25 protein-coding genes are annotated in these 26,564 nt (G+C 40.0%); 22 read left to right on the forward strand and 3 right to left on the reverse strand.

Going from position 1 to position 26,564, the window contains the following annotated elements; translation table 11 throughout:
- The 14 genes from HDF25_RS23690 to HDF25_RS23755 all read left to right on the forward strand — a co-directional run bounded on the left by HDF25_RS23690 (nt 1) and on the right by HDF25_RS23755 (nt 12,100).
- Nucleotides 1-1,194, forward strand: a complete 1,194-nt coding sequence (locus HDF25_RS23690) for a hypothetical protein (protein WP_184628893.1) — start codon at nt 1-3, stop codon at nt 1,192-1,194.
- 3 nt (nt 1,195-1,197) lie between these two features.
- On the forward strand, nt 1,198-1,740 hold the full coding sequence (locus tag HDF25_RS23695; RefSeq protein ID WP_184628894.1) for a hypothetical protein: 543 nt from the start codon (nt 1,198-1,200) through the stop codon (nt 1,738-1,740).
- Between the two features lie 18 nt (nt 1,741-1,758).
- Nucleotides 1,759-2,670 carry a hypothetical protein gene (locus HDF25_RS23700; RefSeq protein WP_184628895.1) on the forward strand — a complete coding sequence of 304 codons (912 nt, stop codon included), beginning with the start codon at nt 1,759-1,761 and terminating at the stop codon, nt 2,668-2,670.
- Between the two features lie 102 nt (nt 2,671-2,772).
- Nucleotides 2,773-3,705, forward strand: coding sequence for a hypothetical protein (locus HDF25_RS23705; protein WP_184628896.1), 933 nt, complete (start codon nt 2,773-2,775; stop codon nt 3,703-3,705).
- A gap of 6 nt (nt 3,706-3,711) precedes the next feature.
- Complete coding sequence (locus HDF25_RS23710; protein WP_184628897.1) at nt 3,712-4,212, forward strand: hypothetical protein; 501 nt, start codon at nt 3,712-3,714, stop codon at nt 4,210-4,212.
- 25 nt (nt 4,213-4,237) lie between these two features.
- Nucleotides 4,238-4,984, forward strand: a complete 747-nt coding sequence (locus HDF25_RS23715; RefSeq protein ID WP_184628898.1) for a toxin-antitoxin system YwqK family antitoxin — start codon at nt 4,238-4,240, stop codon at nt 4,982-4,984.
- Between the two features lie 6 nt (nt 4,985-4,990).
- Nucleotides 4,991-5,986: a hypothetical protein gene (locus HDF25_RS23720; protein WP_184628899.1), complete on the forward strand. Its 996-nt coding sequence runs from the start codon at nt 4,991-4,993 to the stop codon at nt 5,984-5,986.
- A gap of 1 nt (nt 5,987) precedes the next feature.
- Nucleotides 5,988-7,091: a hypothetical protein gene (locus HDF25_RS23725; protein WP_184628900.1), complete on the forward strand. Its 1,104-nt coding sequence runs from the start codon at nt 5,988-5,990 to the stop codon at nt 7,089-7,091.
- A 6-nt stretch (nt 7,092-7,097) separates the two neighbouring features.
- A complete protein-coding gene (locus HDF25_RS23730) occupies nt 7,098-8,021 on the forward strand; it encodes a hypothetical protein (protein WP_184628901.1) in 924 nt (307 codons plus the stop codon).
- 9 nt (nt 8,022-8,030) lie between these two features.
- Nucleotides 8,031-9,269 (forward strand): hypothetical protein, encoded by a 1,239-nt coding sequence (locus HDF25_RS23735; protein WP_184628902.1) that lies wholly within the window; start codon nt 8,031-8,033, stop codon nt 9,267-9,269.
- Nucleotides 9,257-9,607 (forward strand): type II secretion system protein, encoded by a 351-nt coding sequence (locus HDF25_RS23740; protein ID WP_184628903.1) that lies wholly within the window; start codon nt 9,257-9,259, stop codon nt 9,605-9,607. The genes HDF25_RS23735 and HDF25_RS23740 overlap by 13 nt, the downstream gene beginning before the upstream one ends.
- Nucleotides 9,597-10,070, forward strand: coding sequence for a type II secretion system protein J (locus tag HDF25_RS23745; protein WP_184628904.1), 474 nt, complete (start codon nt 9,597-9,599; stop codon nt 10,068-10,070). The genes HDF25_RS23740 and HDF25_RS23745 overlap by 11 nt, the downstream gene beginning before the upstream one ends.
- A 2-nt stretch (nt 10,071-10,072) precedes the next feature.
- On the forward strand, nt 10,073-11,212 hold the full coding sequence (locus HDF25_RS23750) for a type II secretion system F family protein (RefSeq protein ID WP_184628905.1): 1,140 nt from the start codon (nt 10,073-10,075) through the stop codon (nt 11,210-11,212).
- Nucleotides 11,213-11,233: 21 nt separating this feature from the next.
- Nucleotides 11,234-12,100 (forward strand): hypothetical protein, encoded by an 867-nt coding sequence (locus HDF25_RS23755; RefSeq protein WP_184628906.1) that lies wholly within the window; start codon nt 11,234-11,236, stop codon nt 12,098-12,100.
- Nucleotides 12,101-12,475: 375 nt separating this feature from the next.
- On the opposite strand, the gene purD is transcribed toward HDF25_RS23755, so the two are convergent.
- Nucleotides 12,476-13,750: a phosphoribosylamine--glycine ligase gene (purD, locus tag HDF25_RS23760; protein ID WP_184628907.1), complete on the reverse strand. Its 1,275-nt coding sequence runs from the start codon at nt 13,748-13,750 to the stop codon at nt 12,476-12,478.
- Nucleotides 13,751-13,993: 243 nt separating this feature from the next.
- On the opposite strand from purD, the gene secA reads away from it, so the two are divergent.
- From secA to HDF25_RS23795, 7 genes are all read left to right on the forward strand, one after another.
- Nucleotides 13,994-17,305 (forward strand): preprotein translocase subunit SecA, encoded by a 3,312-nt coding sequence (gene secA / locus HDF25_RS23765; RefSeq protein ID WP_184628908.1) that lies wholly within the window; start codon nt 13,994-13,996, stop codon nt 17,303-17,305.
- Nucleotides 17,306-17,374: 69 nt separating this feature from the next.
- A complete protein-coding gene (locus tag HDF25_RS23770; RefSeq protein WP_260409453.1) occupies nt 17,375-17,797 on the forward strand; it encodes an SPOR domain-containing protein in 423 nt (140 codons plus the stop codon).
- A 9-nt stretch (nt 17,798-17,806) separates the two neighbouring features.
- On the forward strand, nt 17,807-18,994 hold the full coding sequence (locus tag HDF25_RS23775; protein WP_184628909.1) for a M20 family metallopeptidase: 1,188 nt from the start codon (nt 17,807-17,809) through the stop codon (nt 18,992-18,994).
- A 9-nt stretch (nt 18,995-19,003) separates the two neighbouring features.
- Nucleotides 19,004-19,945 carry a hypothetical protein gene (locus tag HDF25_RS23780; protein WP_184628910.1) on the forward strand — a complete coding sequence of 314 codons (942 nt, stop codon included), beginning with the start codon at nt 19,004-19,006 and terminating at the stop codon, nt 19,943-19,945.
- 75 nt (nt 19,946-20,020) lie between these two features.
- Nucleotides 20,021-22,003: a DNA primase gene (dnaG, locus tag HDF25_RS23785; RefSeq protein ID WP_184628911.1), complete on the forward strand. Its 1,983-nt coding sequence runs from the start codon at nt 20,021-20,023 to the stop codon at nt 22,001-22,003.
- Nucleotides 22,003-22,365, forward strand: a complete 363-nt coding sequence (locus HDF25_RS23790) for a YraN family protein (RefSeq protein WP_184628912.1) — start codon at nt 22,003-22,005, stop codon at nt 22,363-22,365. The genes dnaG and HDF25_RS23790 overlap by 1 nt, the downstream gene beginning before the upstream one ends.
- The gene (locus tag HDF25_RS23795) at nt 22,346-23,443 is read left to right on the forward strand and encodes a glutaminyl-peptide cyclotransferase (protein WP_260409454.1); all 1,098 of its coding nucleotides are present in this window, start codon (nt 22,346-22,348) and stop codon (nt 23,441-23,443) included. The genes HDF25_RS23790 and HDF25_RS23795 overlap by 20 nt, the downstream gene beginning before the upstream one ends.
- Before the next feature lie 42 nt (nt 23,444-23,485).
- On the opposite strand, the gene HDF25_RS23800 is transcribed toward HDF25_RS23795, so the two are convergent.
- Both HDF25_RS23800 and pgi read right to left on the reverse strand, forming a co-directional pair.
- Nucleotides 23,486-24,022 (reverse strand): DUF4251 domain-containing protein, encoded by a 537-nt coding sequence (locus HDF25_RS23800; protein WP_184628913.1) that lies wholly within the window; start codon nt 24,020-24,022, stop codon nt 23,486-23,488.
- A gap of 87 nt (nt 24,023-24,109) precedes the next feature.
- On the reverse strand, nt 24,110-25,756 hold the full coding sequence (pgi, locus tag HDF25_RS23805) for a glucose-6-phosphate isomerase (RefSeq protein ID WP_184628914.1): 1,647 nt from the start codon (nt 25,754-25,756) through the stop codon (nt 24,110-24,112).
- A 266-nt stretch (nt 25,757-26,022) separates the two neighbouring features.
- Here pgi and HDF25_RS23810 point away from each other — a divergent pair, with 266 nt between their 5' ends.
- Nucleotides 26,023-26,535: a DUF937 domain-containing protein gene (locus HDF25_RS23810; protein ID WP_184628915.1), complete on the forward strand. Its 513-nt coding sequence runs from the start codon at nt 26,023-26,025 to the stop codon at nt 26,533-26,535.
- Nucleotides 26,536-26,564: the final 29 nt, after the last annotated feature.

A 26,564-nucleotide genomic window follows, 5' to 3' on the forward strand; every position in this document is an offset into this window, starting at 1 on the left:
ATGTTGTCAGCTGAATTAACAACCTGCTTAGGTGTAGAACTAAAATGGCTGACTGATACCACCTTCAGTTGCCGCTTTTGTTTATTGACTAAAAACAAGAATGAGATTACAATTACTTCTAAAAAGGTAATTGAGGGTTCTTTGTCAACGGTAATCGAATCCCTGCCAAGAAACTATCCGGTAGCCTTAACCTTATCAGGAAAGGGGACACTGCACAAGATTATCAGTGCAGAAGGAAATACTGATAACGGACAGTTAATCAAACAGGCTTTCCCCGCAGTGGAAGAGAATGATTTTTATAGCCAGGTATTTACGGAAACTAATATAGCTTTCGTCAGTATCATTCGTAAAAGTCAGGCAGACCCGCTTCTGGAAAAACTGGACCGTGCCGGAATAAAAGTATATAATCTGTCTATCGGAGCTGCGGTAACCTCACAGATATGGCCGTTATTAAACATCTCCCAGCTGGAACTTCGGTTTGATGGCCACCTGTTTAGTTTATCGGCAGGTAAAACATTGGTAAACTATAGTTATCAGACTGAAATTAAGAGTGAGCTTCAGCTTAAAATCGGAGATGAAATTATAGCGGAGCATATGATTGTGGCTTATGCTACCGCATTTCAGCTGTTACTTCATGAAAGACTGGTCCTGGTGACGGCAAATGCCGAAAGGATCCATACAGCATTTGAAAAATTTCTCGAACAGGCTAAGCTTAAAAAGCAGTTATTGGCAGTGGTCTTTAGTCTGTTTTTTCTGCTGTTGCTAAGTTTTATATTATTCTCTTATTACAGCAATGAGAACTCCCGCCTTTTGCGTGTGGTGGGTAGTCAGACTGCATCTGTCGATCGTTCTGAGCAGTTGAAGCAGCATATTTCTGAAAATGAATATCTCATGAAACAGATGGGATGGAACGGAGGATATAATTATGGTTATCTGTTAAATGAACTGGGCTCGAGTGCACCAAACAGACTTGTTTTACAAAGTACCTCAATGAATGATTATAAAACCGATGAGGAGAAAAAAAATATGGTGCCGAATATCAGGATTATAGGAACAACGGATAACCTTGCGGCAGTGAATAACTGGATCTTTATTCTAAAGGAGAAATCATGGGTAAAAACAGTTAAGCTGGTACAATATCAGCAGGAAGCGGAAAGTGAACTTTATCAGTTTAATCTATTATTAACTTATTAGGGGATGTTGGATAAATTGGATTTCAAAAAGAAACAAATGCTGCTAATTGCGTTAGCTGTTTTACTGCTTTATATAGCTTATCAGTTTTCTTTTAAACATGCTTTTGAAGCAATGCAGCTTAATGGGCAGTTACAGAAGGATAACAGAGCCGAATCAGGACAAACAGCCTCTTACCCTCAGATTGAAAAAAAGGACGAATTCTGTGCGGCTATTGTTAAAAAATATAAGGTCAGAAAAGAAGACCGGGAAAATCATTTGTGGCAATGTCTCTCGGGAATGGCCATGGCGAATAAGGTAGAAATCAGTTTTGGCCAGGGACCGGCAATACAGGCTGATACAGCTGCATTGTCAAAGGGAACAGTAACAGATCAGTTTACTTTCAGGGGAAAGTATGCAAATATTGTACATCTCCTGGATACGGTAAGTAAAAGTCCGGGGATAGGCAAGATTTATAAGTTTAAACTGGAGAGTCCTAAGAAAATGGATAAGAAAGCGAATGATGATAAACTGACTTTGGTATTGGGATTAAAGGGGTTGGAAGGATAAATTAATAAATCTATTAGAATGAATAAATTTTTTGTGGTTTTATGCCTGACTTTTCTCGGATTTTCATTGAAGAATGATTGCCATAGTCAGGTCTTCAAATTAGGAAATACAGGATTTCAATACGGATGGTATAAACTGGGGAATCTGTATCTGCCGCAATCTGGCTCTGATGCAAAGTTTCGGATTGTTGCTGGTGTTGGTTATAATGCAGTCAAAGAACAATTGTCGGAGTGTTTTATACATTTCCGCACAAGTAATGGTGATTCTCAGAATGGCGGGTTTTATGGTGCAGGAATGTTTTCCAATACCGGCAGAGCTAAAGTAGTCAGCAATATCAGGGTTGTGCAGCTAAGCCCTTCTTCATGGGACTTTTACGCTTTATTACCCGCGTTTACGGGAGACGGAGCTTTCATGACTGTTGAAACAATCCTTGGGACTTGGACAAGCGGGATAGTAAATGGATTGGTCTTAACAGGGCCACCGTCAACCGGAATCTTTAATGACCTGACTGAAGAGCTGGCTTTTCTGAGTCCTGTTTATTTTGATAGTAATGTAGGAATTGGTACTACTACCCCAAAAGAGAAACTTTCGGTAAATGGTAAGATCAGGGCAACTGAGATTAAAGTGGAAACGGCGAACTGGCCGGACTATGTTTTTGACGATAAATACGAAAACAGGTCTTTAACTGAACTTGCTGCCTATATCAAGGAGCATAAACATCTTCCGGAAATTCCCTCAGCGAAAGAGGTGGAAATGAATGGTATTGAGTTGGGTGAAATGAATAAACAATTACTGAAGAAAGTTGAGGAGCTGACTTTGCATGTGATTAGTCAGAATGAAAAAATTATGAAGCAGGAATTGGAACAGGCAGAATTGAAGCGATTGATTCTGGAACTGTCCAAAGAAATCAAAAAGGACGGGAAGCCGTAGTATATCGAGCTTCTGCGAATGATTATAAATGTTTTTTTTCTTTGTTATAAATGATAATCAGTTTTTAACATTGATCGGTTTAAAATAATAATATATTTAACTATGAATAAATTACTGACGTTATTGGTGATTTCTTTTTTTGCGTTAACAGGGTGCAGAGAGTTTATAGAACCTTCTCTGGGAGGGAAAACGGTTGCGCTGTTAGCTCCAGGCGATAAACTGGAAAGTACTATTTATCAACAGACTTTCTGGTGGGAAACCCATGAAGATGCATTGCGTTATCGTGTACAGATTGTGACACCAAAATTTGATAGTGTTGCAAAACTCATTGCAGACAGTGTTGTAGTAGGTAATAAGCTTCTTTATTCGCTTGATCCGGGTAAATATGAATGGCGTGTAAGACCTGAGAACGGGAGCAGTAAGGGAGAATATACGACCAGAAGTTTTACGATTTACCCCTCTTCTATCAAAGATCAGACGGTACTGGTTAATGCACCTGCTACAGGTCTGGTTACCGGAGCTGGAAATATCAGCTTTGAATGGCTTAAATTATTTGGGACACAGAATTACCGTTTGCAAATAGATGATAATAATTTTGCAGATGAGACCAAACTGACTTTAAATGCAGTTACGGCTAATCTGACTTATCTTTTAAAGGCACCGGCAGAAGGGACTTATCAATGGCGTGTACGTGCAGAAGCAGGTGCTGATAATTCTAAATGGTCAACAGTGCGAACCTTCACTTATGATATTACACCGCCCGCCAAGGTTGTATTGACTGCACCAGGCAATAAACAGAGTGTGGCAAAACCGGTTAAAATGTTATGGAATTCGATTACAGATGCGGACAGATATGAGTTAAATGTATTCAAAGGAGATTCTACTATTGCGCCTGTTGTGCAAAGCCTGGCGACCAATACTTACACCTATAATGACGGGGATAGTACTGTGAAAATTTACTGGAAGGTAAGGGCAATTGATAAGGCTGGGAACAAAGGGGCATTCAGTGATCTTTTTAGTTTTATTATTCAATAAACGGTAATGAAAGGAAAGAAGTTCACCTATCTTTTGATTGTCTGCGTTGCAGGGGTCTGGGGTATTATCTTTTATCGTATTTATGCCGGGCTTGACCAGGATGAGGAGATACCTGTCAGTGTAGTAAGTACAGGGAAACCGGAGTACTTTAAACTGGTTAACCATGAAACAGACCGGGTGATACTAAACTTAAATTATCGTGATCCTTTTGCTGAGCTTTCAGTGGGATTGAAAGATGTTGTTCCTAATCCTGTAGTCCCTAATCCAGTTAAATTGCCGGCAATGTCCCCTATGCCAAAACCAATGGTTAACTGGTCTGCTGTTCAGTATACCGGATATATCAATAATCCCACAACCAAAAGCCGGATTGCAATTATCCAGGTTAATGGTAAAGAAGGGATGCTCACAGAAGGGCAAAGTCTGAACGGTCTGAAACTACTCAAACATGCCGGAGACTCTGTTAAAGTTCAGTATCAAAATAGTATAAAATATATTAGCTTAAAATAATATGCGCATTTACCTGCTCACTCTAATGTTTATTTCTCTGTTTGTTCTGCCAGCCGGTGCACAGAAGAAATTTTCAGCCTACCTGGAAAATTATCAGCATACCATTACTTATCCTGATCATAAAGTTACACTGCATGTACAGCCTGATGACAAGACGTTGAGTTATACGGATCTGACGAAGTCTTATTATTGGTATAGTAATAACCAGATTAAAATTACACAGGGTGGTTTTAGTGGGAAATTACTGCATGGGCTTTATAGCAGTTATTACGAAAACAGGAATCTTCAGGAACAGGGCAATTTTAAAATGGGGCTGAAAAACGGAGAATGGAAGAGCTGGGCTGCAGATGGGCTTTTAAAAAATGCGGTTCACTATCAGGATGGCATTTATGATGGAAGTTTCTATCAGTATAATGAACAAGGTAAACTTATCGAACAGGGTAGTTATAAAACAGGTTTGAAAAGTGGAGAATGGAAGAGCTGGGCGGAGGATGGACATTTGAAAAATGCAACCAATTTTCAGAATGGGATACCTGAAGGTGATTTTTATAAATATAATGAGCAAGGTAAGCTGATTGAAAAAGGCTGGAACCATGAGGGTAAACTGAATAGAGAGTTGATCAGATATCAGAGCGATAGTACACTCAAGACTAAATATAAAGATGGGGTTATAGTTCCGCCAAAGGTTAAAACTAAGACTAGCTGGAAGTGGATCGACTGGATCTTTAAGAATAAAACAAAAGAAGGAAATAATACAAAACCAGTTAAATAATATTATATGATTAAGAAAATTATCACACTCAGTTTATGGATTTTACTCTTTTCCTTTCAGGGATTTGCTCAGAATCCAGATGGGAATTTCAATAATTTGACTTTCAGCCAGCTTATTAAAGGAAATGGAGCGAGTGATTACAGTGGCTGGGGATTAAATTATAATAATGCGTTGGATGTTCGTCCGAATCCAGCCTCTCCTGCCATGGTTATTAATCATCATTATGGATTAACTTTTTCTGCTCATTCACAATATGGAGGTATCCGGTTTTACAATCAGGGATATCCCGGTGGGCCTTTCGATGTTGCCAGCGGAGCAGTAATGGTGATGAGTATCAACAATAATGCGGTAGGGGTAGGGACTGTTAGTCCAAGAGTGCCATTAGACGTTGGTGTTAATCTTACTGGAGGAAAACTGGGAACCGTTCTGGGGCGACTTCCAGAAGGAGATGGCATTGGCGAAGGTACATTTTTGGGTGTAAGGGGATACAATACAACAACCGACTACGGATTCAAAAGTTTTGCATTGGAACATAGTTTTTATGGTGTAACCAACAGTTCGATAAATTTTTTTAGAGGTGGATCCACAGTTGGGGGATATATTGTTTTTAATACGGGCCAGAATGTAGAAAGAATGAGGTTGGAGAATAATGGGGATATAAGTATTGTCACGCCAAATGCTAAATTTCTGGTCAATGGTAATATACTGGCAACTTCAATTAAAGTACAAAATCAGGTATGGCCTGATTATGTTTTTGAGCCAGCTTATGAAAAACTAACCTTGCCGGAACTTGAGAAATTCATTCAGACGAACAAACATTTACCTGAAATACCATCAGCCAAAGTAGTTGCTAAGGACGGTGTAGATCTGGGTGATATGAATGCGAAGTTGTTGAAGAAAATAGAAGAGTTGACTTTATATATGATCGAACAGCAGAAGATGATTCAGTCTTTGAAAGACCGTGTTGAAGTAATTGAGAATCCCACAAATAAGAATAATTAACATGATTAAAAAGCTAATGTTACTCGGGATAGGTGGTTTATTTATCTGTTCACAAAGTTATGGTCAGATATTGACCGGTTATAGTTCAATCGGTTTAGGAACAACCAACCCGAGAGCCCTGCTGGATGTCGGCAGTGATATCAGTAATGGAAAATTAGGGTCTGTTTTTGGGAGATTAGTTGAAGGGGATGCTATTTCGGAGGGGACATTTCTGGGCGTAAGAGGGTTCAGTTCTTCACTCGTTCCCGGGACATATGCTATTAAAAGTTTTGCATTGGAGCATAGTTTTTACGGCGTAACCAACAGTTCTATAAATTTTTTTAGAGGTGGCGCTAGTGAAGATGGGTTCTTAGCCTTTAATACAGGTAAAAATGTAGAAAGATTCAGAATTGACAACAAAGGTAATATAGGTTTAGGAACAACTAGCCCAAGGGCCATATTTGATATTGGTGCGGACATTAGCAATGGAAAATTAGGCCCTGTGTTTGGGAGAATGGTTGAAGGTGATGGCACTTTAGAGGGGACATTTCTGGGCGTAAGGGGGTATAGTACTTCACTTGTTCCTGGGACATACGCTGTTAAAAGTTTTGCATTGGAGCATAGTTTCTACGGGGTTACCAATAGCTCAATAAATTTCTTTAGAGGTGGAGGTAGTGAGGATGGGTTTATCGCTTTTAATACAGGCAAGAATGTAGAACGGATGAGGCTGGAGAATAATGGGAATGTAAGTATTGTCACACCAAATGCTAAATTCCTGGTCAATGGTAATATCCTGGCAACTTCGATCAAAGTCCAGAATCAGGTATGGCCAGATTATGTCTTTGAACCTTCCTATGAAAAACTAACCTTGCCGGAACTGGAGAAATTTATTCAGACGAATAAACACTTACCTGAAATACCATCAGCCAAAACGGTGGCTAAAGACGGCATAGACCTGAGTGATATGAACGCGAAATTGTTAAAGAAAATAGAAGAATTGACTTTATATACTATTGATCAGGATAAAAGATTAAACAGGAAAGACAAAGATTTTAGTGAATTAAAGGAAAAGATGGACGGGCTTGAAGCTAAGCTGGAGAAACTGATATCAGCGCAAAAGAACTAACCTTATATGAAAAAAATTACGCTCATTATTTGTTGTTTACTATTTACTGGGTTTGAGTCTGAAGCTCAGTGGCAATTGCCGGTTATGTTGGATGACTTAAATTCATGGTCATCTAAATCGGGATTTATTAGTTATTATAACCATGATAAAAATATTCCGCCTGGAGCCGGTGTTTATGGAAACGGGATACAAATGGTTTTGGGTGGGGATGAAAGATTTGGTACTCAGTTGTTAGCCTCTACCTTCGCTGACGAAATGTACTTTAGAAGGAAGGTCGATGTCAAATGGAGTGACTGGAATAAGCTCTGGCATTCGGGGAATTTAAATCCTGCTGATTTCATGCAAAAGAAAGGAAGTTTTATACAGGATGCAGGAACCGTAAATTCTTTTAGAAATGGATATACATTCGCTTATGCTACCTCTGGTGCGCCCTGGAATGGTGCATTGATGAGTTTTGGTGGGTTGCTCGAACGCTATGATTGTCAGTTTAGTACTGACTATGGGCCAAATGGTGGAGGACATATTTCTTTCCGGACAATGAATGGCGATGCTAACCCTAATGTCTGGAATCCATGGAAGGAGATTTATCATGACGGCAATATTAACAAAGCTGATGTCAGTTTTACCTGTAAAGATCTGCGTGCAGCTGGTAATCTATGGGCTACGGAAATTAAAGTAGCTATGACTAATCCCTGGCCAGATTATGTTTTTGAGCCTTCATATGAGAAGTTATCATTGCCGGAACTGGAGAAATTCATTCAGACAAACAAACATTTGCCTGAAGTACCATCAGCTAAAACAGTTGCTAAAGACGGTGTAGATCTGGGAGATATGAATGCGAAGTTGTTGAAAAAAATAGAGGAATTAACCCTTTATGTTATCGAGTTGAAACATGAAGTGGATAATCTCAAAAAAGATAAAAGTCAGTAAAAATTCGAGATGCTAAAAGCCGGAGCCTTATATTTTGCTATTGTGATGGCTTTTTTTATTGCCATCATTACGGCTTCGCTGATTATGCTGGCTGCACATTTCAGAACTTCTTATCTAAAAGAGGTACGTTATGCCCGGCTTTTGAATAATTTAAATTCGGGTATCGGCTATGTGCTGGCTGATCAGGATACTTCTAAACCGAAACTGGCAGTTGATTTATTTAAAAATCAATCGGATAGTGTTTTGTTAGAACGGAAAAACTGGGGTGTTTATAATCTTGCAGTTGTTAAATCACACATACTCGGGGATACAATAAGTAAGGTTTTTTTTACTGGTATTAAGACGGATAAAGATCCTGATGTATTGTACCTGAGTGATGAAGACCGGCCACTTTCAGTAAGTGGAAATACGCGGTTAACAGGGGATGCGGCTTTACCAAAGGCAGGTATCAAGCAATCTTATGCTGAAGGGAAGCCTTATACTGGGGATAAGAAACTGATCGACGGGAAAAATACCTCTAGTAAACGGACATTGAAAGGCTTAAATAGCAATATGGTTAAGGAAATTCAGGCCAGGTTTAAGCCAGCAGTTAAACCTTTGCAGGTGTTAAATGTATCGAAATTAAGTGTTTCTTTTAAAGACTCAACAAGAACTTTTAAACTGCTTCCTGGTTCAAAAATAGATAGTGAACTGGAAGGTAATATTATCCTGGTATCAGATACTTCGGTTACCATTTCGGCTACGGCCAAGTTGAATCACATACAAATTTATGCACATTCAGTTGCCGTAGAATCGGGTTTCAAAGGTAACTGCCAGATTTTTGCAAGGGATTCTGTAGTCGTTGGTGAAAATGTCCGTTTTGATTATCCTTCTGTGGTAGGGGTGTTACGTACAATCGGAACTGCTAATCAGCCATCGGTTACTTTTGGAAAAGGATTGCAGTTTAATGGCATTGTGTTTACTTATGAGGAGAAACGCAGCGCGATGCAAACGTTAATAAGTTTGAGCAAGGAGAGCCATCTGAATGGCGAAGTGTATAGTACAGGACTGATCAAGGTCCAAAAGGGTGTATCTATTGCGGGGAAGGTATCCTGTAACCGTTTTATTATGCAGACACCGGTCACTCTGTACGAGAATTTTCTGATCGATGTTGTGTTTAACCGTAAAGCCAGAAGTAAATATTATCTGAGTGCTGGTTTATTTGAAGGTCAGGCTAAGGAAAAGGAGGTACTGCAGTGGTTAAGATAAAAGTACAGGCTTCTACACTGATTGAGGTGTTAATCGCAATGGTTATCATTATGATCGTTTTTACGCTTGGCATCAGGATTTTTAATAATGTTTTATACAGTAGTCCTGCTTCAAAGAAAATACAGGTACAGCAGCAGCTGGATGTCTTTTCCAAAGCTGTACAGCAAAAGGGATATCTGGAACAACCGGAGATGGTTGTAGACAGTGTACATTATAAGTTTACTGTTGACAGCAATAGTGCCAGTGGATTAAAGCACATAGAGATTATAGCCAGTCAACATGATCAGCAGTTGGGGCATACGGATGTTTTATATAAGAGTAAAAGCCATGAAGAGTAAGGTATCTGCATTTACACTGATGGAGATTACAGTGGCTATGTTAATTTCGGCTATCTGTATTACGATCTGTTATTCGGCATATGGTCTGATACAGAGCTATTATATTCGGTTTGAGGAGAAAAATAAAACATCTTCACTGGTGATGGATTTAAAGCATGTGCTGGAGAGGGACTTTTTGAAAGCAATACACATTATCAGAACAGAGAATGGACTTGAAGTACAGCAGGATAGTTTAAATATTGATTATTCATTCCAGGATAAACAGATCCTGAGACAAATCAAAAGCTTGCATACCGATACGTTTTCGATGCCAGCACAAAAGATTGATTTTTATTTTGAAGGGCGTGAGGCTCATGTTGCCGATACAGTTGACCAGCTGAACCTGATTTTGCAAATGAATAAAGACGTGCAGGTACCTGTACAAATTAATAAGTATTATAGTTCTGCTGATTTATTTAAGTAATTATGGCATCCATCGATATATCCAATTATAAACAAAAACCAAAGCCATCGGCAGGAAGTTCAAAGTCAGGAATACTGGATTTTCTGAACAAGGATATCTCTTTTGGGAATGGTCAGTTACCTGATAAAAAAAAGGAAGCTTTTTACAATGAACTGGGAACATTGACCAGATCGGGTATTGATATTAAAACGGCACTGGAATTAACCAGTAGCTCTTATACGAAAGCGAAAGATATAGAACTGTTTAAAAGTATTCAGGAGGCAGTTGTTTCGGGACAGTCTTTATCTGAGACTTTACAAAGTCAGGAGAAATTCAGTAGCTATGAGTATTATAGTGTACGTATCGGCGAGGAGACAGGCAGACTGGGCGAAGTACTGAATGAACTGGCTAAGTATTATAAAAGTAAGATCTCGCAGCGACGTAAAATTATCGGGGCTATTACTTATCCACTACTGGTACTGAATACATCCTTCGCGGCTATCTTTTTCATGATCAAGTTTGTGGTACCGATGTTTGCCGACGTGTTTAAACGTTTCGGTGGCAAGCTTCCCTATCTGACGGCTTTAATTGTTAGTTTCTCAGACTGGTTTGACCGTTATATTTATGTTTTACTGTTTGCCATTGTGGCTCTGGTTGTTTTTTACCTGGTTAGTCGCAGGCAGGCCTGGTTTCAGCGTTTTTCGGCAATAGCAGTTCTGAAAATACCACTGGCGGGAGATATTGTCAAGAAAATCTATCTCGCCCGTTTTGCGAATACGATGCGGCTGCTGACAGGTACGAATACACCATTATTGCAGGCTCTGGGGATGGTCAAGCAAATGATCGCTTTTTATCCGATCGTAGAGTCGTTGACTATGGCTGAAAAGGATATCCTGCATGGTAGCAGTTTATCGGAAACACTGGCAAAACATGATTTTTACCCGGTGAAATTTATACAGATGATCAAGATTGCAGAAGAGGTGAATAAACTGGAATATTTCTTTGAGCAGCTGTCAACCCAGTACACAGAAGAAGTAGAGTATAAAACCAACGCGATCAGCGGATTGCTGGAACCTTTGATTATCATCTTCCTGGGAATGGCAGTCGGAATTATTCTGATTGCGATGTACCTGCCGATGTTCCAGATGAGCAATAGTTTTTAAATTAACACAATCCATATAATTATGAAAAAAATAGTACTCTTTTTCCTTTTTTTAGCTGGAGCAATGGCTTCGCAGGCTCAGACACCAACGCAGGTCGTAACCTTTCCGGGTGTCAACTATGTTTATTTGGGGAGCTTAACTCAGTCCGTGGGAAGTACATATAACTCTCAGAAAATAATTGTTAAAATACTGGGAGGATCCTGGTTTGGAGACTCTAATGGAGAAACAGCTTTTTATATCTCAAATAGAAATGGATTAACGATTAATGAAACTAGTTTAGGAAGTAATATGACTAGTAGAGTAACTCTAAAAGTGTACCAGAATGGTGCAAATATCGATTTTTATCTTATGCCTAGTTTAGATGATTATACTTCCTTTGCAGTTAATTCTTATTCTTTTGGCTATCAATTGACCCCTCAATTTGTAAATATTGTGGTACAACAAGCTGTGCCCAATGGAACAGATATAACCTCATCAGTGATCATAAATCCCACTATAATGACGGATGGAGGTGGAAACATCGGAATAGGTACAACAACTCCAAATGGATATAAACTGGCTGTTAATGGAGGAGTTCATGCGAAGAGTGTTAAAGTAGACACCGATAACTGGCCAGATTATGTCTTCCATAAGGATCATGTTTTAATGCCGCTGACTGAAGTCAAAACGTATATAGACGAGAATCATCATTTGCCAGAAATACCTTCTGCAAAAGAAGTAACTGAAAAAGGATTGGACCTGGGTGAGATGAATAAACTCCTGACTAAAAAGGTGGAGGAATTAACACTTTATCTGATCGAAGTAAAAAGTGAAAAAGATAAAGAGAAGAGAGATCAGGAGGATCGTATTAACAGACTCGAGGAACAACTGAAAAAAATAACCCGATGATATCTTGCCTTATCAGTGGGGCATGGGATCGTCAAGGCACCTTGGTAAGCGGGCAGTAGTAAATAAAACAAGAATAATGGGTGAAGATTTTTTTTCTAAGATTTTAGGGGGGACGGCGAGTTTGATGTTAGGAATTACAGTGCTTTTCTATGTGATAGAGGACAGAAAGACTGGCTATAGAGGTACATGGGTAAATAACTTTAGATTATATATTGGATCGATAGGGGGAATAATACTTGGATGTGTTTTAATTTATAAAGCTATTTTCGGATAAACTGGTCCCCTGGGGACAGACAGAAGCAAATGAAGTTTTAATAAAAAGGCAGTATACGGTTTATGGTATACTGCCTTTTTGTTAAAAGATCTTTCTTCAATCTACATCAGGTCGAAACCTATATCTTCTCTAAAATATTTTCCGTCAAAGTAAATCCTGGCTGCATCCGCCGTTGCTGATTGTAAAGCTTCAAACATGTCGTCCTGTAAACTGGTTACGGCTAATACGCGTCCGCCATTGCTTTTAATCACTCCGCCTTCAGCAATAGTGCCGGCGTGGAAAGCTGTTGATTTGCGGATATTATCAATACCTGTCATAACCTTACCTTTTTCATATTCGCCGGGATAACCTCCTGCTACGATCATGACTGTGGCTGCGCTTTTAGGGCTGATCTTTAGTTTAACGTCTTTTAGTTTTTTCTTTGAAGTTGCGATGAACAATTCTACCAGGTCATTCTCAATTCTTGGTAAAACACTTTCCGTTTCAGGGTCTCCCATTCTGCAGTTATATTCAATGATCATTGGTTTGTCACCAACTTTAAATAAACCGAAGAAAATAAAGCCTGTATAATCTATTTTATCTTTCTTTAATCCGTTGATTGTAGGGATGATAATACTGTTTTCCACTTCTTTCAGGAATTTCTCATCAGCAAAAGGAACCGGGGATACTGAACCCATTCCGCCTGTATTTAATCCTGTGTCTCCCTGTCCGATACGTTTGTAATCCTTCGCCTCTGGCAGAATTACATAGTTATCTCCATCGGTCAGTACAAACACAGACAATTCAATACCTGTTAAAAATTCTTCGATGACAACGATCGCTCCGGCATTACCAAATTTGCCCTCACTTAACATCGATTTCAGCTCGGCCTGGGCATCAGCTTTGGTTTCACAGATCAGTACGCCTTTACCAGCGGCTAATCCGTCTGCTTTTAACACAACAGGCAGACTGTGGTTTTCGAGGTAAGCTAAACCAGCTTCCAGCGTATCTTCTGTGAAAGATCTGGACCCAGGATGAGGAATACCATGGCGTGCCATAAATTCTTTAGAGAAATCCTTGCTGCCTTCCAGTATCGCACCTTCTTTTTTAGGGCCGATTACAGGAATTCCTGCCAGTTTTTCATCTTCCAGGAAAAAATCATGAATACCATTTACCAGAGGCTCTTCGGGACCAACTACAACCAGCTCAATTTTCTCCGTTAATACCAGTGTTTTGATAGCTTCAAAATCATTTGGATTAAGGTTTACATTTTTACCATATGCTGCCGTTCCACCGTTACCCGGTGCAATAAATAGTTTGGAGCACTGTTCAGACTGACTCATCTTCCAGGCGAAAGCGCTTTCTCTTCCACCAGAACCTAATAATAAGATATTCATATCAGCAAAGATAACGGCTTTGGTCAAGAGGCTGTTTAAAAATTATCAAATAAATTTCACCCATTATTACCCCAGGATGACAATTTGTACCGATCTGGCTAAATAAAGCCTTGGATCGGCAAGAAATGCGGAGATATTTTGTATTTTTATCGCTCGAAAACTGCCAAAGTGACCTGTCTGCTGATATGGCTTGGTTGTTGTAAAATGATGATTTTAAAACAAATAAAACACTAATTAGAAACGATGCTAGGATTTTTAACCAAAGTTTTTGGAAGCAAATCAGAAAGAGATATTAAGGCAATTCAACCACTTGTCATTAAGATAAATGAAGAGTACGCTAAACTTTCGGCTTTAAGCAATGATGAATTGCGTAACAAAACAGTCTATTTTAAGGACATTATCGCCAAATCTTTAGGTGAAATCGATAATAAAATAAGCACACTGAAAACTGATGCTGAAGCTCAGGATTTGTCATTAGCAGAGAAAACTGCCATTTATGAGCAGATTGATGTGCTGATTAAAGACAGAGATAAAGAACTGGAAGTGGTATTGATGGAAATTTTGCCTGCTGCTTTTGCAGTAGTGAAAGAAACCTCACGCCGTTTCTCTGAAAATACAACACTGGAAGTAACTGCTTCTGCTCATGACAGGGATTATGCTGCACGCAGAAGTAATGTGAAAATTGAAGGAGATAAAGCTTTCTGGGCAAATTCATGGGATGCTGCCGGAAGTACTGTCGTATGGAACATGGTTCACTATGATGTACAGTTAATCGGTGGTATCGTTTTACATAACGGTAAAATTGCTGAGATGGCTACGGGTGAGGGTAAAACATTGGTAAGTACATTACCAGCTTACCTGAATTCACTGGCTGGTCAGGGGGTACACATCGTAACGGTGAATGATTACCTGGCACGACGTGACTCGGAGTGGAATGGTCCTTTGTTTGAATTCCATGGTATTAAGGTTGATTGTATCGATAAACATGAGCCTAACTCTCAGGAACGTAGAAATGCTTACCTGGCGGATATCACTTATGGAACCAATAATGAATTTGGTTTTGATTACCTGCGTGACAATATGGCGCAGGAGCCGGGACAGCTGGTTCAGCGTAAGCTGCACTTTGCGATGGTGGATGAGGTCGATTCAGTATTAATTGATGATGCCCGTACTCCATTGATTATCTCAGGTCCGGTTCCTTTCGGAGATCAGCACGAATTCCATGAGCTGAAACCTAGGATTGAACGTTTGGTGAATGCACAGCGCGAGTATGTGACCAAAGCTTTACAAGAAGCTAAAAAATTAATCAATGATGGTAATACCGGAACCGAAGAAGGTGAAGGTGGTCTGGCTTTATTAAGAGCACACCGTGGTTTACCAAAAAATAAAGCACTGATCAAATTTTTAAGTGAAGGAAATAACAAAAATATCCTGCTTAAAACTGAAAACAGCTATATGGCTGATCAGTCTAAAAATATGCCTAAGGTAGATTCTCATTTGTATTTCTACATTGATGAGAAAAACAACCAGGTAGAATTAACTGAAAAAGGAATTGAGCTGATCACCAAATCTGGTGAGGATGAGCATTTCTTTGTATTGCCGGATGTAGGTACTGAAATTGCTGAAATTGAGAAGTCAGCTCTGGAAAGTGAAGAGAAAATTGCGAAGAAAGATGAACTGATGCGCGATTACTCTATCAAAGCTGAACGTGTTCACTCTGTGAACCAGTTGCTGAAAGCTTATACCTTATTTGAAATGGATGTGGAATATATCATCGATGAAGGTAAGATCAAAATTGTAGATGAGCAGACAGGTCGTATCATGGATGGTCGTCGTTATTCTGACGGATTACACCAGGCGATTGAAGCTAAAGAAAATGTGAAAGTAGAAGATGCTTCACAGACTTATGCGACAGTTACTTTACAGAACTTCTTCAGAATGTACCACAAGTTATGCGGTATGACTGGTACAGCGACAACTGAATCAGGTGAGTTCTGGTCAATTTACAAACTGGATGTGGTAGAAATTCCTACGAACAGAGTATTGTCAAGATTAGATGAGCAGGATTACGTTTACCGTACTGTTCGTGAAAAATATAATGCAGTTGCAGAAGAGATCGTGAAACTGACTGAAGCAGGAAGACCTGTACTGGTGGGTACTACCTCTGTAGAGATCTCCGAGCTGTTAAGCCGTATGCTGAAATTGCGTGGTATTAAACACAACGTACTGAACGCGAAGATGCACCAGAAGGAAGCTGATATTGTAGCTGAAGCTGGTCAGGCAGGTACAGTAACGATTGCGACGAATATGGCGGGTCGTGGTACGGATATTAAACTAGGTGCTGGTGTTAAAGAAGCAGGTGGTTTAGCTATCGTCGGTACAGAGCGTCATGAGTCACGCCGTGTTGACAGACAGTTACGTGGTCGTGCAGGTCGTCAGGGAGATCCGGGTTCATCTCAGTTCTTCGTTTCACTGGAAGATAACTTAATGCGTCTGTTCGGTTCTGAGCGTATTTCTAATATCATGGTTAAAATGGGAATTGAAGATGGTGAAGTGATTCAGCATTCTATGATTACCAAATCTATTGAGCGCGCACAGAAGAAAGTAGAAGAGAACAACTTTGGTATCCGTAAGCGTTTACTGGAATATGATGATGTGATGAACTCTCAACGTTCTGTAATCTATTCAAAACGTAGAAATGCTTTGTTTGGTGACCGTCTGGATGTAGACATGAGCAACATGGTATTTGATGTGGCTGAAGATGTTGTTTCTGAGTATAAGGAAGCGGGTAATTATGAAGGTTTCAAACTGGAAGTCATTAAAAACTTCTCTCTGGATACTGATATTACTGAAGCAGAATTCAGCTCGAGAAGCATTCATATTTTAACTGATAAGTTGTTTGAAGAAGCTACTGTTTTCTATGCCAGAAAATCTGAGAATATTATTCTTCAGGCTATGCCGGTATTAACACAGGTTTATGAAGAACGCGGAGATCATATCGAACAGATTGTAGTTCCTTTCACTGATGGAATCAGAAGCATCCAGGTTCCTGTAGAATTGAAAAAAGCGATTGCCAATCATGGACGTGAAGTAACGAAGTCATTTGAAAAAACTATCGTTCTTGCTTTAATCGATGAGTCATGGAAAGAGCATTTGCGCGAAATGGACGAGTTGAAACAGTCTGTACAGAATGCGGTTTATGAGCAGAAAGATCCATTGATTATTTATAAAATGGAAGCTTTCAATCTGTTCAAAAACATGTTGAACGCAGTCAATAAAGAAGTAGTAAGTTTCTTATATAAAGGCGGTATACCGATGCAGCAGGAAGCTGATGACATCAGGGAAGCACAGGCACCTAAACCTGCTCCAAGCAGATTGAAAATGTCAAAACCTGAATTTGCCTCATCTACAAGTACTGGTGATGTAGAATTCGGTGATACCCGTGAAGCGGTACCACAACAACCTATTCGCAAAGAGGTAACTATTGGCAGAAATGATCCTTGTCCTTGTGGAAGTGGCAAGAAATACAAAAACTGTCATGGTGCCGGATTGTAATTTGTAATACACATAAAGAATGCCGATTTTTGTAAAAAGAAATCGGCATTCTTTTTTTAAGGCCCACCTATGAAATCATTTTTTACATTTATTATCTGTTGTTTCTCTTTAGCTGTCTCGGCACAGAAAAGAGGGGAAGTAATCATTGTCAGAGATCCTATGGTGGACAGCCTGATCGAAAGAAGGATTGCTTTAAGCAAAAAAACAGCACCGGTAACCACGCGCAGAAACGGAGCTATTGTTTCGCAAATGGGCTTTCGGGTACAAGTCTTTTACGGGTCGGACAGAAGACAGACTTTTAATGAGCAGGCACGTTTCAAATCGGCTTATCCAAAGCTGAATACTTATATCACTTATAAAGAACCAAATTATTATTTACGTGTGGGTGATTTCAGAACACGTCTGGAAGCCCAGAGACTAATGAATGAACTCAGGTCAACGTTTCCGACTTTGTTCATCTTCAGGGAAAAAATCAATGCACCTAGTTTATAACCAATCACAATGATCAACAAAGAGCAGATTCAAAATTTAGCCAATACTATATTTCAGGATGTTGTAGGTTATCGCCGTCATCTTCATATGAATCCGGAACTTTCTTTTGAAGAGTTCCAGACCTCTGCATTTATTAAGGAGAAACTGACAGAATGGGGAATCCCGTTCAGCAGTATGGCTAATACTGGTGTAGTGGGTTTAATTACCGGAGATCTGCCTTCTGAGCAGGTTATAGCCCTTAGGGGTGATATTGACGCGCTGCCAATCATTGAAGCGAATGAGAAGCCTTATACGTCGCAGAATCCGGGGGTAATGCATGCCTGTGGGCATGACGTACATACATCGTCTCTTTTGGGTGCCGCTTATATCCTGAATCAGTTAAAGGCTGAATTCGGGGGGACGATTAAACTGATCTTTCAGCCAGGAGAAGAAATGCTTCCGGGTGGGGCAAGTCTGATGATTAAAGAAGGGGTACTGGAGAACCCAAAACCTCAGCATATTATCGGGCAGCATGTCATGCCGTTTATTGAAGTAGGTAAAGTTGGTTTCCGTTCGGGTATTTACATGGCTTCGGCTGATGAATTATATGTAACTGTCCGTGGTAAAGGTGGTCACGGGGCGCAACCTCAGCATAATATCGATCCGGTATTGATTACTTCGCACATTATTGTTGCGCTACAGCAGATCGTAAGCCGTAATGCTGATCCAAGATTACCTTCGGTACTTTCTTTTGGAAAGGTGATTGCGAATGGGGCGACGAATATTATTCCGAACGAAGTGAAACTGGAAGGGACATTCCGTACACTGAATGAGGAATGGCGTGCAGAGGCCAAACGATTGATGAAGAAAATGGCTGAAGGCATTGCCGAAAGTATGGGAGGAAGCTGTGAGTTCAATATTATGCATGGTTATCCGTTCCTGGTTAATGAAGAAAAACTGACAGCCAGTGCCAGGGCTTTTGCAGAAGATTATCTGGGTGCTGAAAATGTGGTTGACCTGGATATCTGGATGGCAGCTGAAGATTTTGCTTATTATTCTCAGGTTACTGATGCTTGTTTCTATCGTTTAGGAACAGGAAATAAAGCTAAGGATACAACTTATTCAGTGCATCATCCTAATTTCGATGTGGATGAAGATGCGTTGAAAATATCAACGGGCCTGATGGCTTATATGGCTTTAAAGCAGCTGGGAAATTAAAGATTGAAGATGAAGAGAGTATTGCTTGCTGCAGTTCTGGTTTTGTGTGGTGCTGTGGGGTTTGCGCAGCAGATTCCTCGTTTTAATCCTGATACAATCAAAACGATCCAGCTGGATTCTAATGTTAATATTGTCGCGCAGAAGCTGAATGTAGAGACTTTTATCAGGGCAATTACTACTGATACGACTTTCTATGCTGCTTTCCGTAAAATGAAAAAATACAGTTTCATTGCGGAGAACAGAATTTATACTTACGACAAGAAAAATAAGGTAAACGGGAAGATTTACCGTAAGATCAGACATCATAATTCGGGTCCTGTCAAAATGGAATACCTGGTTAAACAGGATACAGGAAAGGTGTTTAAAAAGAATGGTAAATATCAGCTGTATACCGTTGAGATGTTTGATTATATCTTTATGAATGCTTATAAAACAGATTTTGCCGAAGGGCCGGCTGCGGGTGGCAAAGCGGGCGCAAATGAAGGGTATAAGGATAAGCTGAAAACACTGATCTTTAATCCCGGTAAACCGGTGAAAGGGATCCCTTTTATTGGCAGTAAAACAGAAATTTTTACGGCGAATATGCGCCAGTATTACGATTATGGTTTTCAGAGCGGAACTTATCTGGATTCTATTCCGGTCTACCGTTTCAGGGTAAGTGTAAAGGATGATTTAAGCAGCTGGACCAAGGACGGCCTGATGATCAAGGAACTGGTGACTATTTTTGATAAACGGGATTTTGCCATTCTGGGACGTTATGTAGATATGAAATACAGCAACATGCTGTTCGATTTTAACGTCCAGATGAATATCGAAATGAGTTATTTCGGAGAGGATAAATTACCGACGAAAATTACTTACCAGGGAAACTGGAATGTACCTTTAAAAAAGGAAGAACGGGCAAGTTTTCTGATCCTGCATAAGGATTATCAGCTGGGTAAGGGGAAATAGGCTAACCTAAAGAATTCTAAATTGGTTACCTTTGAATTGTTGGGGGTTAATACCCCTTTTCGATAATTTGTTTGAATGATATATCAGGATACTATTAACAAAATCATGGATACCGCCCGTATAGAGGAGGTAGTTGGTGATTTTGTGTCTTTAAAAAAGCGTGGGACAAGCTTAATTGGTAATTGCCCCTTTCATAATGAAAAGACACCTTCCTTTCACGTCTCGGTAACTAAAGGTATTTATAAGTGCTTTGGTTGCGGTAAGGGAGGTGATTCTGTACGTTTCATTATGGATCACGAGAAATACTCCTATCCGGAAGCTTTAAAGTACCTGGCCGTAAAGTATAATATCGAAGTCGAGGAAAAGGAAGAGAGCCCTCAGGTTGTTGAAGCTAATAATGCCCGTGAGAGTCTATATGTAGTTTCTTTATTTGCGGCAAATTTCTTTTCGAATGAACTCTGGACTGGTGAGCAGGGACGGGCAATCGGACTGAGTTACTTTAAAGAGCGTGGTTTCAGGGAAGATATCATTAAGAAATTTGAACTGGGCTATTCTCCTGATCAATGGGATGCTTTGATTCTGAGTGCTGCTTCGGCAGGACATAAAGAAGAATACCTGGAAAAAACCGGGCTGGCTATCCGTAATGATAAAGGAAAGGTTTATGACCGTTTCCGGGGCAGGGTAATGTTCCCTATTCACAATTTTACGGGCAGGGTTATCGGTTTTGGTGGAAGAACACTGAAAACAGATAAAAATGTCCCGAAATATGTCAACTCTCCTGAAAGTGATATTTACCATAAGTCAAATGTGCTTTATGGGTTGTTTCAGGCTAAAAAGGCTATTCGTGATGCGGATAACTGTTACCTGGTTGAAGGTTATGCGGATGTGCTTTCTGTGCATCAGGCGGGCGTTGAAAATGTTGTCGCTTCATCAGGTACTTCATTAACGATTGAGCAGATCAGATTGATCGGACGTTTTACCCAGAATGTAACGATTTTGTATGACGGGGATGCGGCAGGGATCAAAGCTTCACTGCGTGGACTGGATATGATCCTGGAAGAAGGACTGAATGTGAAGGTTGTTAACTTTCCGGATGGCCATGACCCGGATTCCTATATGCACAAGGTTGGCGCTGGTGCCTTCAAAAATTATATAGAAAATAACCGTAAGGATTTTATTCTTTACAAAGCGGATACTTTGCTGAAGGAAGCAGGTACTGATCCGATCAAACGGGCAGGTATCATCAGGGATATTGTAGAAAGTATTGCTAAAATACCGGACGATATTAAAGCTTCTGTATTCATCAGGGAATGTAGCCATTTGCTCCAGGTTGAGGAACGGATGCTGATGACCGAGCTGAATAAGATGCGGTCGGCCAAGTTTAAAAAAGGGGGCCAGGGACAGCAGCAGTATCAGCAAAGATCATCTGGTTCATCGCAATCTCCTTCTCCATACCCGGAAGGCCCTCCTGATAATCTCTTTGATGATGATGCAGGTCCTGATCTTCCTGGAATGGAAGTCGCAGCTGATGATGACTTACTACAGGAACATGAGATTATACGGCTTTTATTAGCTTTCGGGCACGAACTGGTTAGCTGGGATAATATAGATAATATGTATATCGGATCGTTTATTATGCAAAACCTGTCTGATGTAACTTTTGAAAATGAAATCTGTCAGCTGATTATTCAGAACTATAAGGAAGAAATAGAGAACGGACATTTGCCTGTAGCGAATCAGTTCATCAAAAATGATAACCGTCAAATTGCAGATTTAGCTATAACTTTATCTACATCTCCCTATTCATTGAGTGAGAACTGGTATAATAAGCATCAGATTTACGTCAGGGATGAAACGGTGAATTTAAAGGCTACGATCCTGGGAGGGCTGTATCACCTGAAAAAGAAAAAGGTGGAACGTCTCTTATTAGGGTTGTTGCAGGAAATAAAGCAGGAACCAGACCCTGCCAATCAGGATATCCTGATGAGTAAATATGCTTATATGAAAAACGTAGAGCGTGAAATATCAAAATTCTTGGGCTCTGTAGTTATTAAATAATGGCTGCGCATAACGAACTGGGAAGGAAAGGAGAGCTGCTTGCTGCAGATTACCTTTTGACCCTTGGTTATCGTATTCTGGAAAAGAACTGGGTTTACGGCAGGGCAGAAATAGATCTGATTGCACTGCATGAAGGCAGGCTGATTTTTGTAGAGGTGAAAACCAGGAGATCAGTACTTCATGGTGAACCCGAAGATTTTGTGAACTGGAAGAAAGAGAAGCAAATGGAATTCGCTTCTGCTGTTTATATCGAAAGGAGGAACCATCAGGGGGAGATTCGGTTCGATATTGTTGCAATTGTTTTTGAAAATGAACAACTTTATAAAATTAATCATATTGAAGATGCATTCTGGCCAAACTAATACGCTCATTACGTTACCTAAATTAATATTACTGATCTGTATGTTTACTGGTATCACTTTGGTGATTTCCTGTAAAAGCGGGACCAACAAAGCTGAAGTTCTGGGATTCAAAGCTCCGGAGCAGGGACAAAGTTATGGCCTGGGAGAAGATGTTAAAGTACAACTGGATGTGCCTGCTGATAGTAAGATCAGTAGTGTAAACTATCTGCTGGATGGTAAACCGGTGGGTGCCAAAAATAACGGGGATGCACTGGTACTGAAAACCGGAGATCTATCTCTTGGTTATAAACTGATTACAGCAATTGTAGATAATGGATCAAAGAAAGATACACTGACGATTAATATCGTCCTGAAATCTGCTGTTAAACCATTAACGCAAGGGTACAAGGTCATCAATACATTTCCTCATGATACCAGTTCTTATACACAGGGACTGGAATATCACAATGGCCGTTTCCTGGAGAGCAGTGGGGAATATGGTTTTTCTACACTGAAATGGGTCAATCTTCAGACAGGTAAGGATATTCAAAAAATTGATCTGGATAAAAAGTATTTTGGTGAGGGATCAACACTGGTTGGAGATAAAATTATCCTGCTGACCTGGAAAGAGGATGTAGGGTTTGTTTACGATGCTAAATCCCTGAAACAGGTTGGGACTTTCCCATATCAGAACAGTAGAGAGGGGTGGGGATTAACTTACGATGGACAGCGTATTATCAAATCTGACGGGACAAACCGGATCTGGTTTCTGAACGCAGCAAATTATAAAGAAGAAAGTTATATCGATGTCTATGATAACAATGGACAGGTAGATCAGCTGAATGAACTGGAGTATATTGACGGTAAAATTTATGCGAACATCTATCAGACGGATAAAATTGCTGTAATTGACCCTAAAAACGGCTCTGTATTGAGTTATATTGATCTGACCGGCATATTGCCTACCAAAGACAGATACCCTAATACAGACGTGCTGAATGGCATCGCCTGGGATGCTGCCGGTAAACGTCTTTTTGTAACGGGCAAGAAGTTTAGTAAACTGTTCCAGATCCAGCTGGTTCCGGCAGTTTCAAAATAAAAGCCTGTTTGATTTAAACAGGCTCTTAAACAGGCTCCTGGTTTATTTCGTCTTTTTTATTTTGGGCTCATTGATGGTTCCATTAAAGGTAATTGCCTGCTGACTGTTGCTGGTAACAGTGAGGGTAGCGTACCCGCTTTTGGTAACGGAAAGGGTCAGGTTATAATTGTCTTTGACATCATTGGGATTCATCGTAATCGTCCATCCACCCTTTTTGGTTTGCGTGCTTTTATATTTGAAATCTTTAGAGGTAAACTTAATGCCGCTATCGTTAGGATCTCCCATTTTTGGGGTATAGGATCTTCCGAAATAGGGCAGATAAGCAACCAGGCTGTCTGGCGTTATGGAAAGCGTGTAATTTGAAGTACTCAGGTTAATATTACCTCCGCCGGTATATCCGGGCATTTTGCGCATTACCCTGTCAATATCTGCCGAGTTCAAAGGATTTGCACTGTTGGCTGCAAAGACAAAGTTCTGTGCGGTAATAATTTTAGTCAGGGTGGCCTGATCGGTTTGTGCGCTTAACCGCGTAGCAGAAAACAGCAGCACCAATAGTAAAATGTTTTTAAGCGTCTTCATTTGCATATTATTTAATTATGTGTAAAAATAAGATTGGTTTTTTATACAAAGGTTTAATATACAAACGAAAACGCTTATATATTGAACCTATCTCCAGTTTTTATACTGGTTAATCAGTCCATTGGTTGAAACGTCATGAGAAGAAACTGCTTCGTCATTTTTCAGTTCCGGAAGGATGCTCTTAGCGAGTTGTTTTCCTAGTTCAACACCCCATTGATCAAAGCTGAAAATATTCCATACAATACCCTGCACAAAAATCTTATGTTCATAAATAGCAATCAGACTACCCAGACTACGTGGGGTTACTTTTTTCAATAAAATAGAGTTGGTTGGGCGGTTACCTTCGAAAACTTTAAAAGGAGCCAGTTTTTTGATCTCTGCTTCTGTTTTACCTTCTTTTCTTAATTCAGCTTCAACCTGCTCTTCGGTTTTACCGTTCATCAGGGCCTCAGTCTGTGCAAAAAAATTGGATAACAGAATCGGATGATGCTCACCGATAGGGTTCAGGCTTTGTGCTGGTGCAATAAAATCGCATGGAATGATGCGTGTTCCCTGGTGGATCAGCTGATAAAATGCATGCTGTCCATTCGTTCCCGGTTCACCCCAGATAATTGGTCCGGTTTCGTAGGTTACGTCATTTCCATTACGGTCTACGTGTTTTCCGTTACTTTCCATATCTCCCTGCTGGAAATAAGCAGCAAAACGGTGCAGGTACTGATCATAAGGCAGGATAGCCTCTGTTTCTGCATCAAAGAAATTAATATACCAGATACCTATCAAGGCCAGGATTACAGGAACATTATTTTCAAATGGAGTATGTTCAAAATGCTCATCGGCAGCATGGGCACCAGCCAGTAATTCTTTAAAATTAGCAAAACCTACACTCAGCGCGATTGGCAAACCGATAGCACTCCATAAAGAGTATCTTCCGCCTACCCAATCCCAGAAACCGAACATGTTTTCGGTATCGATACCAAAAGCCGAAACGTCTTTTGCATTCGTAGATAAGGCCGCAAAGTGTTTGGCTACATCCCCTTGTTTTGCACCTTTACTCAGGAACCAGTCTCTTGCCGTATTGGCATTGGTCATGGTCTCTTGTGTAGTGAATGTTTTAGAAGCAATCAGAAACAGGGTTGTTTCAGGATCAACGGTCTTTAATGTTTCTACGATATGTGTGCCATCAATATTGGACACGAAATGCATCGTTAAATGATTCTTGTAAGCTTTTAAAGCTTCTGTAACCATTACCGGGCCTAAATCTGAGCCACCTATACCTATATTTACTACATCTGTAATCGCTTTGCCGGTATATCCTTTCCAGGCTCCTGAAATAATCGCTTCACTGAATTTCTCCATTTTAGCCAATACTTCATTTACTTCTTCCATTACATTCTTACCATCAGCATAAACTGGTTTATTGCTTTGGTTACGTAAGGCAGTGTGTAAAACGGCACGATCTTCTGTCTGGTTGATTTTTTCTCCACTAAACATCGCTTTAATAGCCTCATCCAGTTTGCATTCCCGGGCTAACTGCATCAGCAGGGCAAGCGTAGTATCATTAATCCTGTTTTTAGAATAATCCAGCAGGATATCTTCGAAAATCAGGGAAAACTTCTCAAAACGCTTTTCATCTTCTGCAAACAGTTGTTTTAGGTTTTTCTCATTGATGTCAATGAAGTGATCAGCCAGGTATTTGTAGGCCGAAGTCTCTGTGAAATTTATGGTTGGTAGCATATTATTGATGTTTTTGTAAATGTAAAAATAAATGTCGTCAGATTGGATTGTAATTAATAACGTATAAGGTTGTGTTTATATTTTTTTTACGTTGAACTGTTGATTAAGGCCTCAAACCACCGATTTTTTAGGCGCTGGTTAATGTATTCTATTTTGATGCCTAATGACCTGATTTATAAGAAATAGCACAATATTATGGTGTATTTATGGTTTTATTTATATTATATTTAATAAACAAATAAGTTTTCACCTATAAAAATCAGACTATGTTAGACAATTTAAATCAACTTGTTCAGGACGGCGCCCAGGAAGCAATTGCAAATAACAGCGATATCCCTGATGAGCATAATGAAGCTGCTGTTTCGGCCGCTTCGAGTTCTATTTTTGATGCACTTAAGGATCATTTGACTTCAGGAAACATCAGTGGGCTAGTAGACTCTTTCAAGGGTGGAAATGTAGCCGGAAGTTCTCTTGTACAGGATGCTTCTGCTGGTTTTGTGGATAAACTGGCTGGTTTAGGCATAGACTCGGAAGCAGCCAAAGGAATTGCGGCTTCGGTGATCCCTGGTCTGGTGAGTAAGTTTGTGGATAAAACCAATGACCCTAATGATAGTTCTTTCGATATTAAAGATATCGTGAGTAAGGTAGCCGGGGGAGCAGGCGGGAACTTTGATATTTCATCGGTGCTGGGAATGTTTACCGGAGGAGCTGCTAAAGAAGGAGAAGCCGGCGCAGAAGGTGGTGGTATTATGGATAAACTTAAAGGGCTTTTTAACTAAGTACTCCTATATAAAAACACAAAAGGCTA

The sequence above is a fragment of the Pedobacter cryoconitis genome (genome assembly GCF_014207135.1).
GTDB classification, from domain to species: domain Bacteria; phylum Bacteroidota; class Bacteroidia; order Sphingobacteriales; family Sphingobacteriaceae; genus Pedobacter; species Pedobacter cryoconitis_D.

Coding starts and splice junctions, on each gene's coding strand:
- HDF25_RS23690 (WP_184628893.1), top strand. CDS start 1: ATGTTGTCAGCTGAATTAACAACCTGCTTAGGTGTAGAACTAAAATGG.
- HDF25_RS23695 (WP_184628894.1), top strand. CDS start 1,198: ATGTTGGATAAATTGGATTTCAAAAAGAAACAAATGCTGCTAATTGCG.
- HDF25_RS23700 (WP_184628895.1), top strand. CDS start 1,759: ATGAATAAATTTTTTGTGGTTTTATGCCTGACTTTTCTCGGATTTTCA.
- HDF25_RS23705 (WP_184628896.1), top strand. CDS start 2,773: ATGAATAAATTACTGACGTTATTGGTGATTTCTTTTTTTGCGTTAACA.
- HDF25_RS23710 (WP_184628897.1), top strand. CDS start 3,712: ATGAAAGGAAAGAAGTTCACCTATCTTTTGATTGTCTGCGTTGCAGGG.
- HDF25_RS23715 (WP_184628898.1), top strand. CDS start 4,238: ATGTTTATTTCTCTGTTTGTTCTGCCAGCCGGTGCACAGAAGAAATTT.
- HDF25_RS23720 (WP_184628899.1), top strand. CDS start 4,991: ATGATTAAGAAAATTATCACACTCAGTTTATGGATTTTACTCTTTTCC.
- HDF25_RS23725 (WP_184628900.1), top strand. CDS start 5,988: ATGATTAAAAAGCTAATGTTACTCGGGATAGGTGGTTTATTTATCTGT.
- HDF25_RS23730 (WP_184628901.1), top strand. CDS start 7,098: ATGAAAAAAATTACGCTCATTATTTGTTGTTTACTATTTACTGGGTTT.
- HDF25_RS23735 (WP_184628902.1), top strand. CDS start 8,031: ATGCTAAAAGCCGGAGCCTTATATTTTGCTATTGTGATGGCTTTTTTT.
- HDF25_RS23745 (WP_184628904.1), top strand. CDS start 9,597: ATGAAGAGTAAGGTATCTGCATTTACACTGATGGAGATTACAGTGGCT.
- HDF25_RS23750 (WP_184628905.1), top strand. CDS start 10,073: ATGGCATCCATCGATATATCCAATTATAAACAAAAACCAAAGCCATCG.
- HDF25_RS23755 (WP_184628906.1), top strand. CDS start 11,234: ATGAAAAAAATAGTACTCTTTTTCCTTTTTTTAGCTGGAGCAATGGCT.
- purD (WP_184628907.1), bottom strand. CDS start 13,750: ATGAATATCTTATTATTAGGTTCTGGTGGAAGAGAAAGCGCTTTCGCC.
- secA (WP_184628908.1), top strand. CDS start 13,994: ATGCTAGGATTTTTAACCAAAGTTTTTGGAAGCAAATCAGAAAGAGAT.
- HDF25_RS23770 (WP_260409453.1), top strand. CDS start 17,375: ATGAAATCATTTTTTACATTTATTATCTGTTGTTTCTCTTTAGCTGTC.
- HDF25_RS23775 (WP_184628909.1), top strand. CDS start 17,807: ATGATCAACAAAGAGCAGATTCAAAATTTAGCCAATACTATATTTCAG.
- HDF25_RS23780 (WP_184628910.1), top strand. CDS start 19,004: ATGAAGAGAGTATTGCTTGCTGCAGTTCTGGTTTTGTGTGGTGCTGTG.
- dnaG (WP_184628911.1), top strand. CDS start 20,021: ATGATATATCAGGATACTATTAACAAAATCATGGATACCGCCCGTATA.
- HDF25_RS23790 (WP_184628912.1), top strand. CDS start 22,003: ATGGCTGCGCATAACGAACTGGGAAGGAAAGGAGAGCTGCTTGCTGCA.
- HDF25_RS23795 (WP_260409454.1), top strand. CDS start 22,346: ATGCATTCTGGCCAAACTAATACGCTCATTACGTTACCTAAATTAATA.
- HDF25_RS23800 (WP_184628913.1), bottom strand. CDS start 24,022: ATGAAGACGCTTAAAAACATTTTACTATTGGTGCTGCTGTTTTCTGCT.
- pgi (WP_184628914.1), bottom strand. CDS start 25,756: ATGCTACCAACCATAAATTTCACAGAGACTTCGGCCTACAAATACCTG.
- HDF25_RS23810 (WP_184628915.1), top strand. CDS start 26,023: ATGTTAGACAATTTAAATCAACTTGTTCAGGACGGCGCCCAGGAAGCA.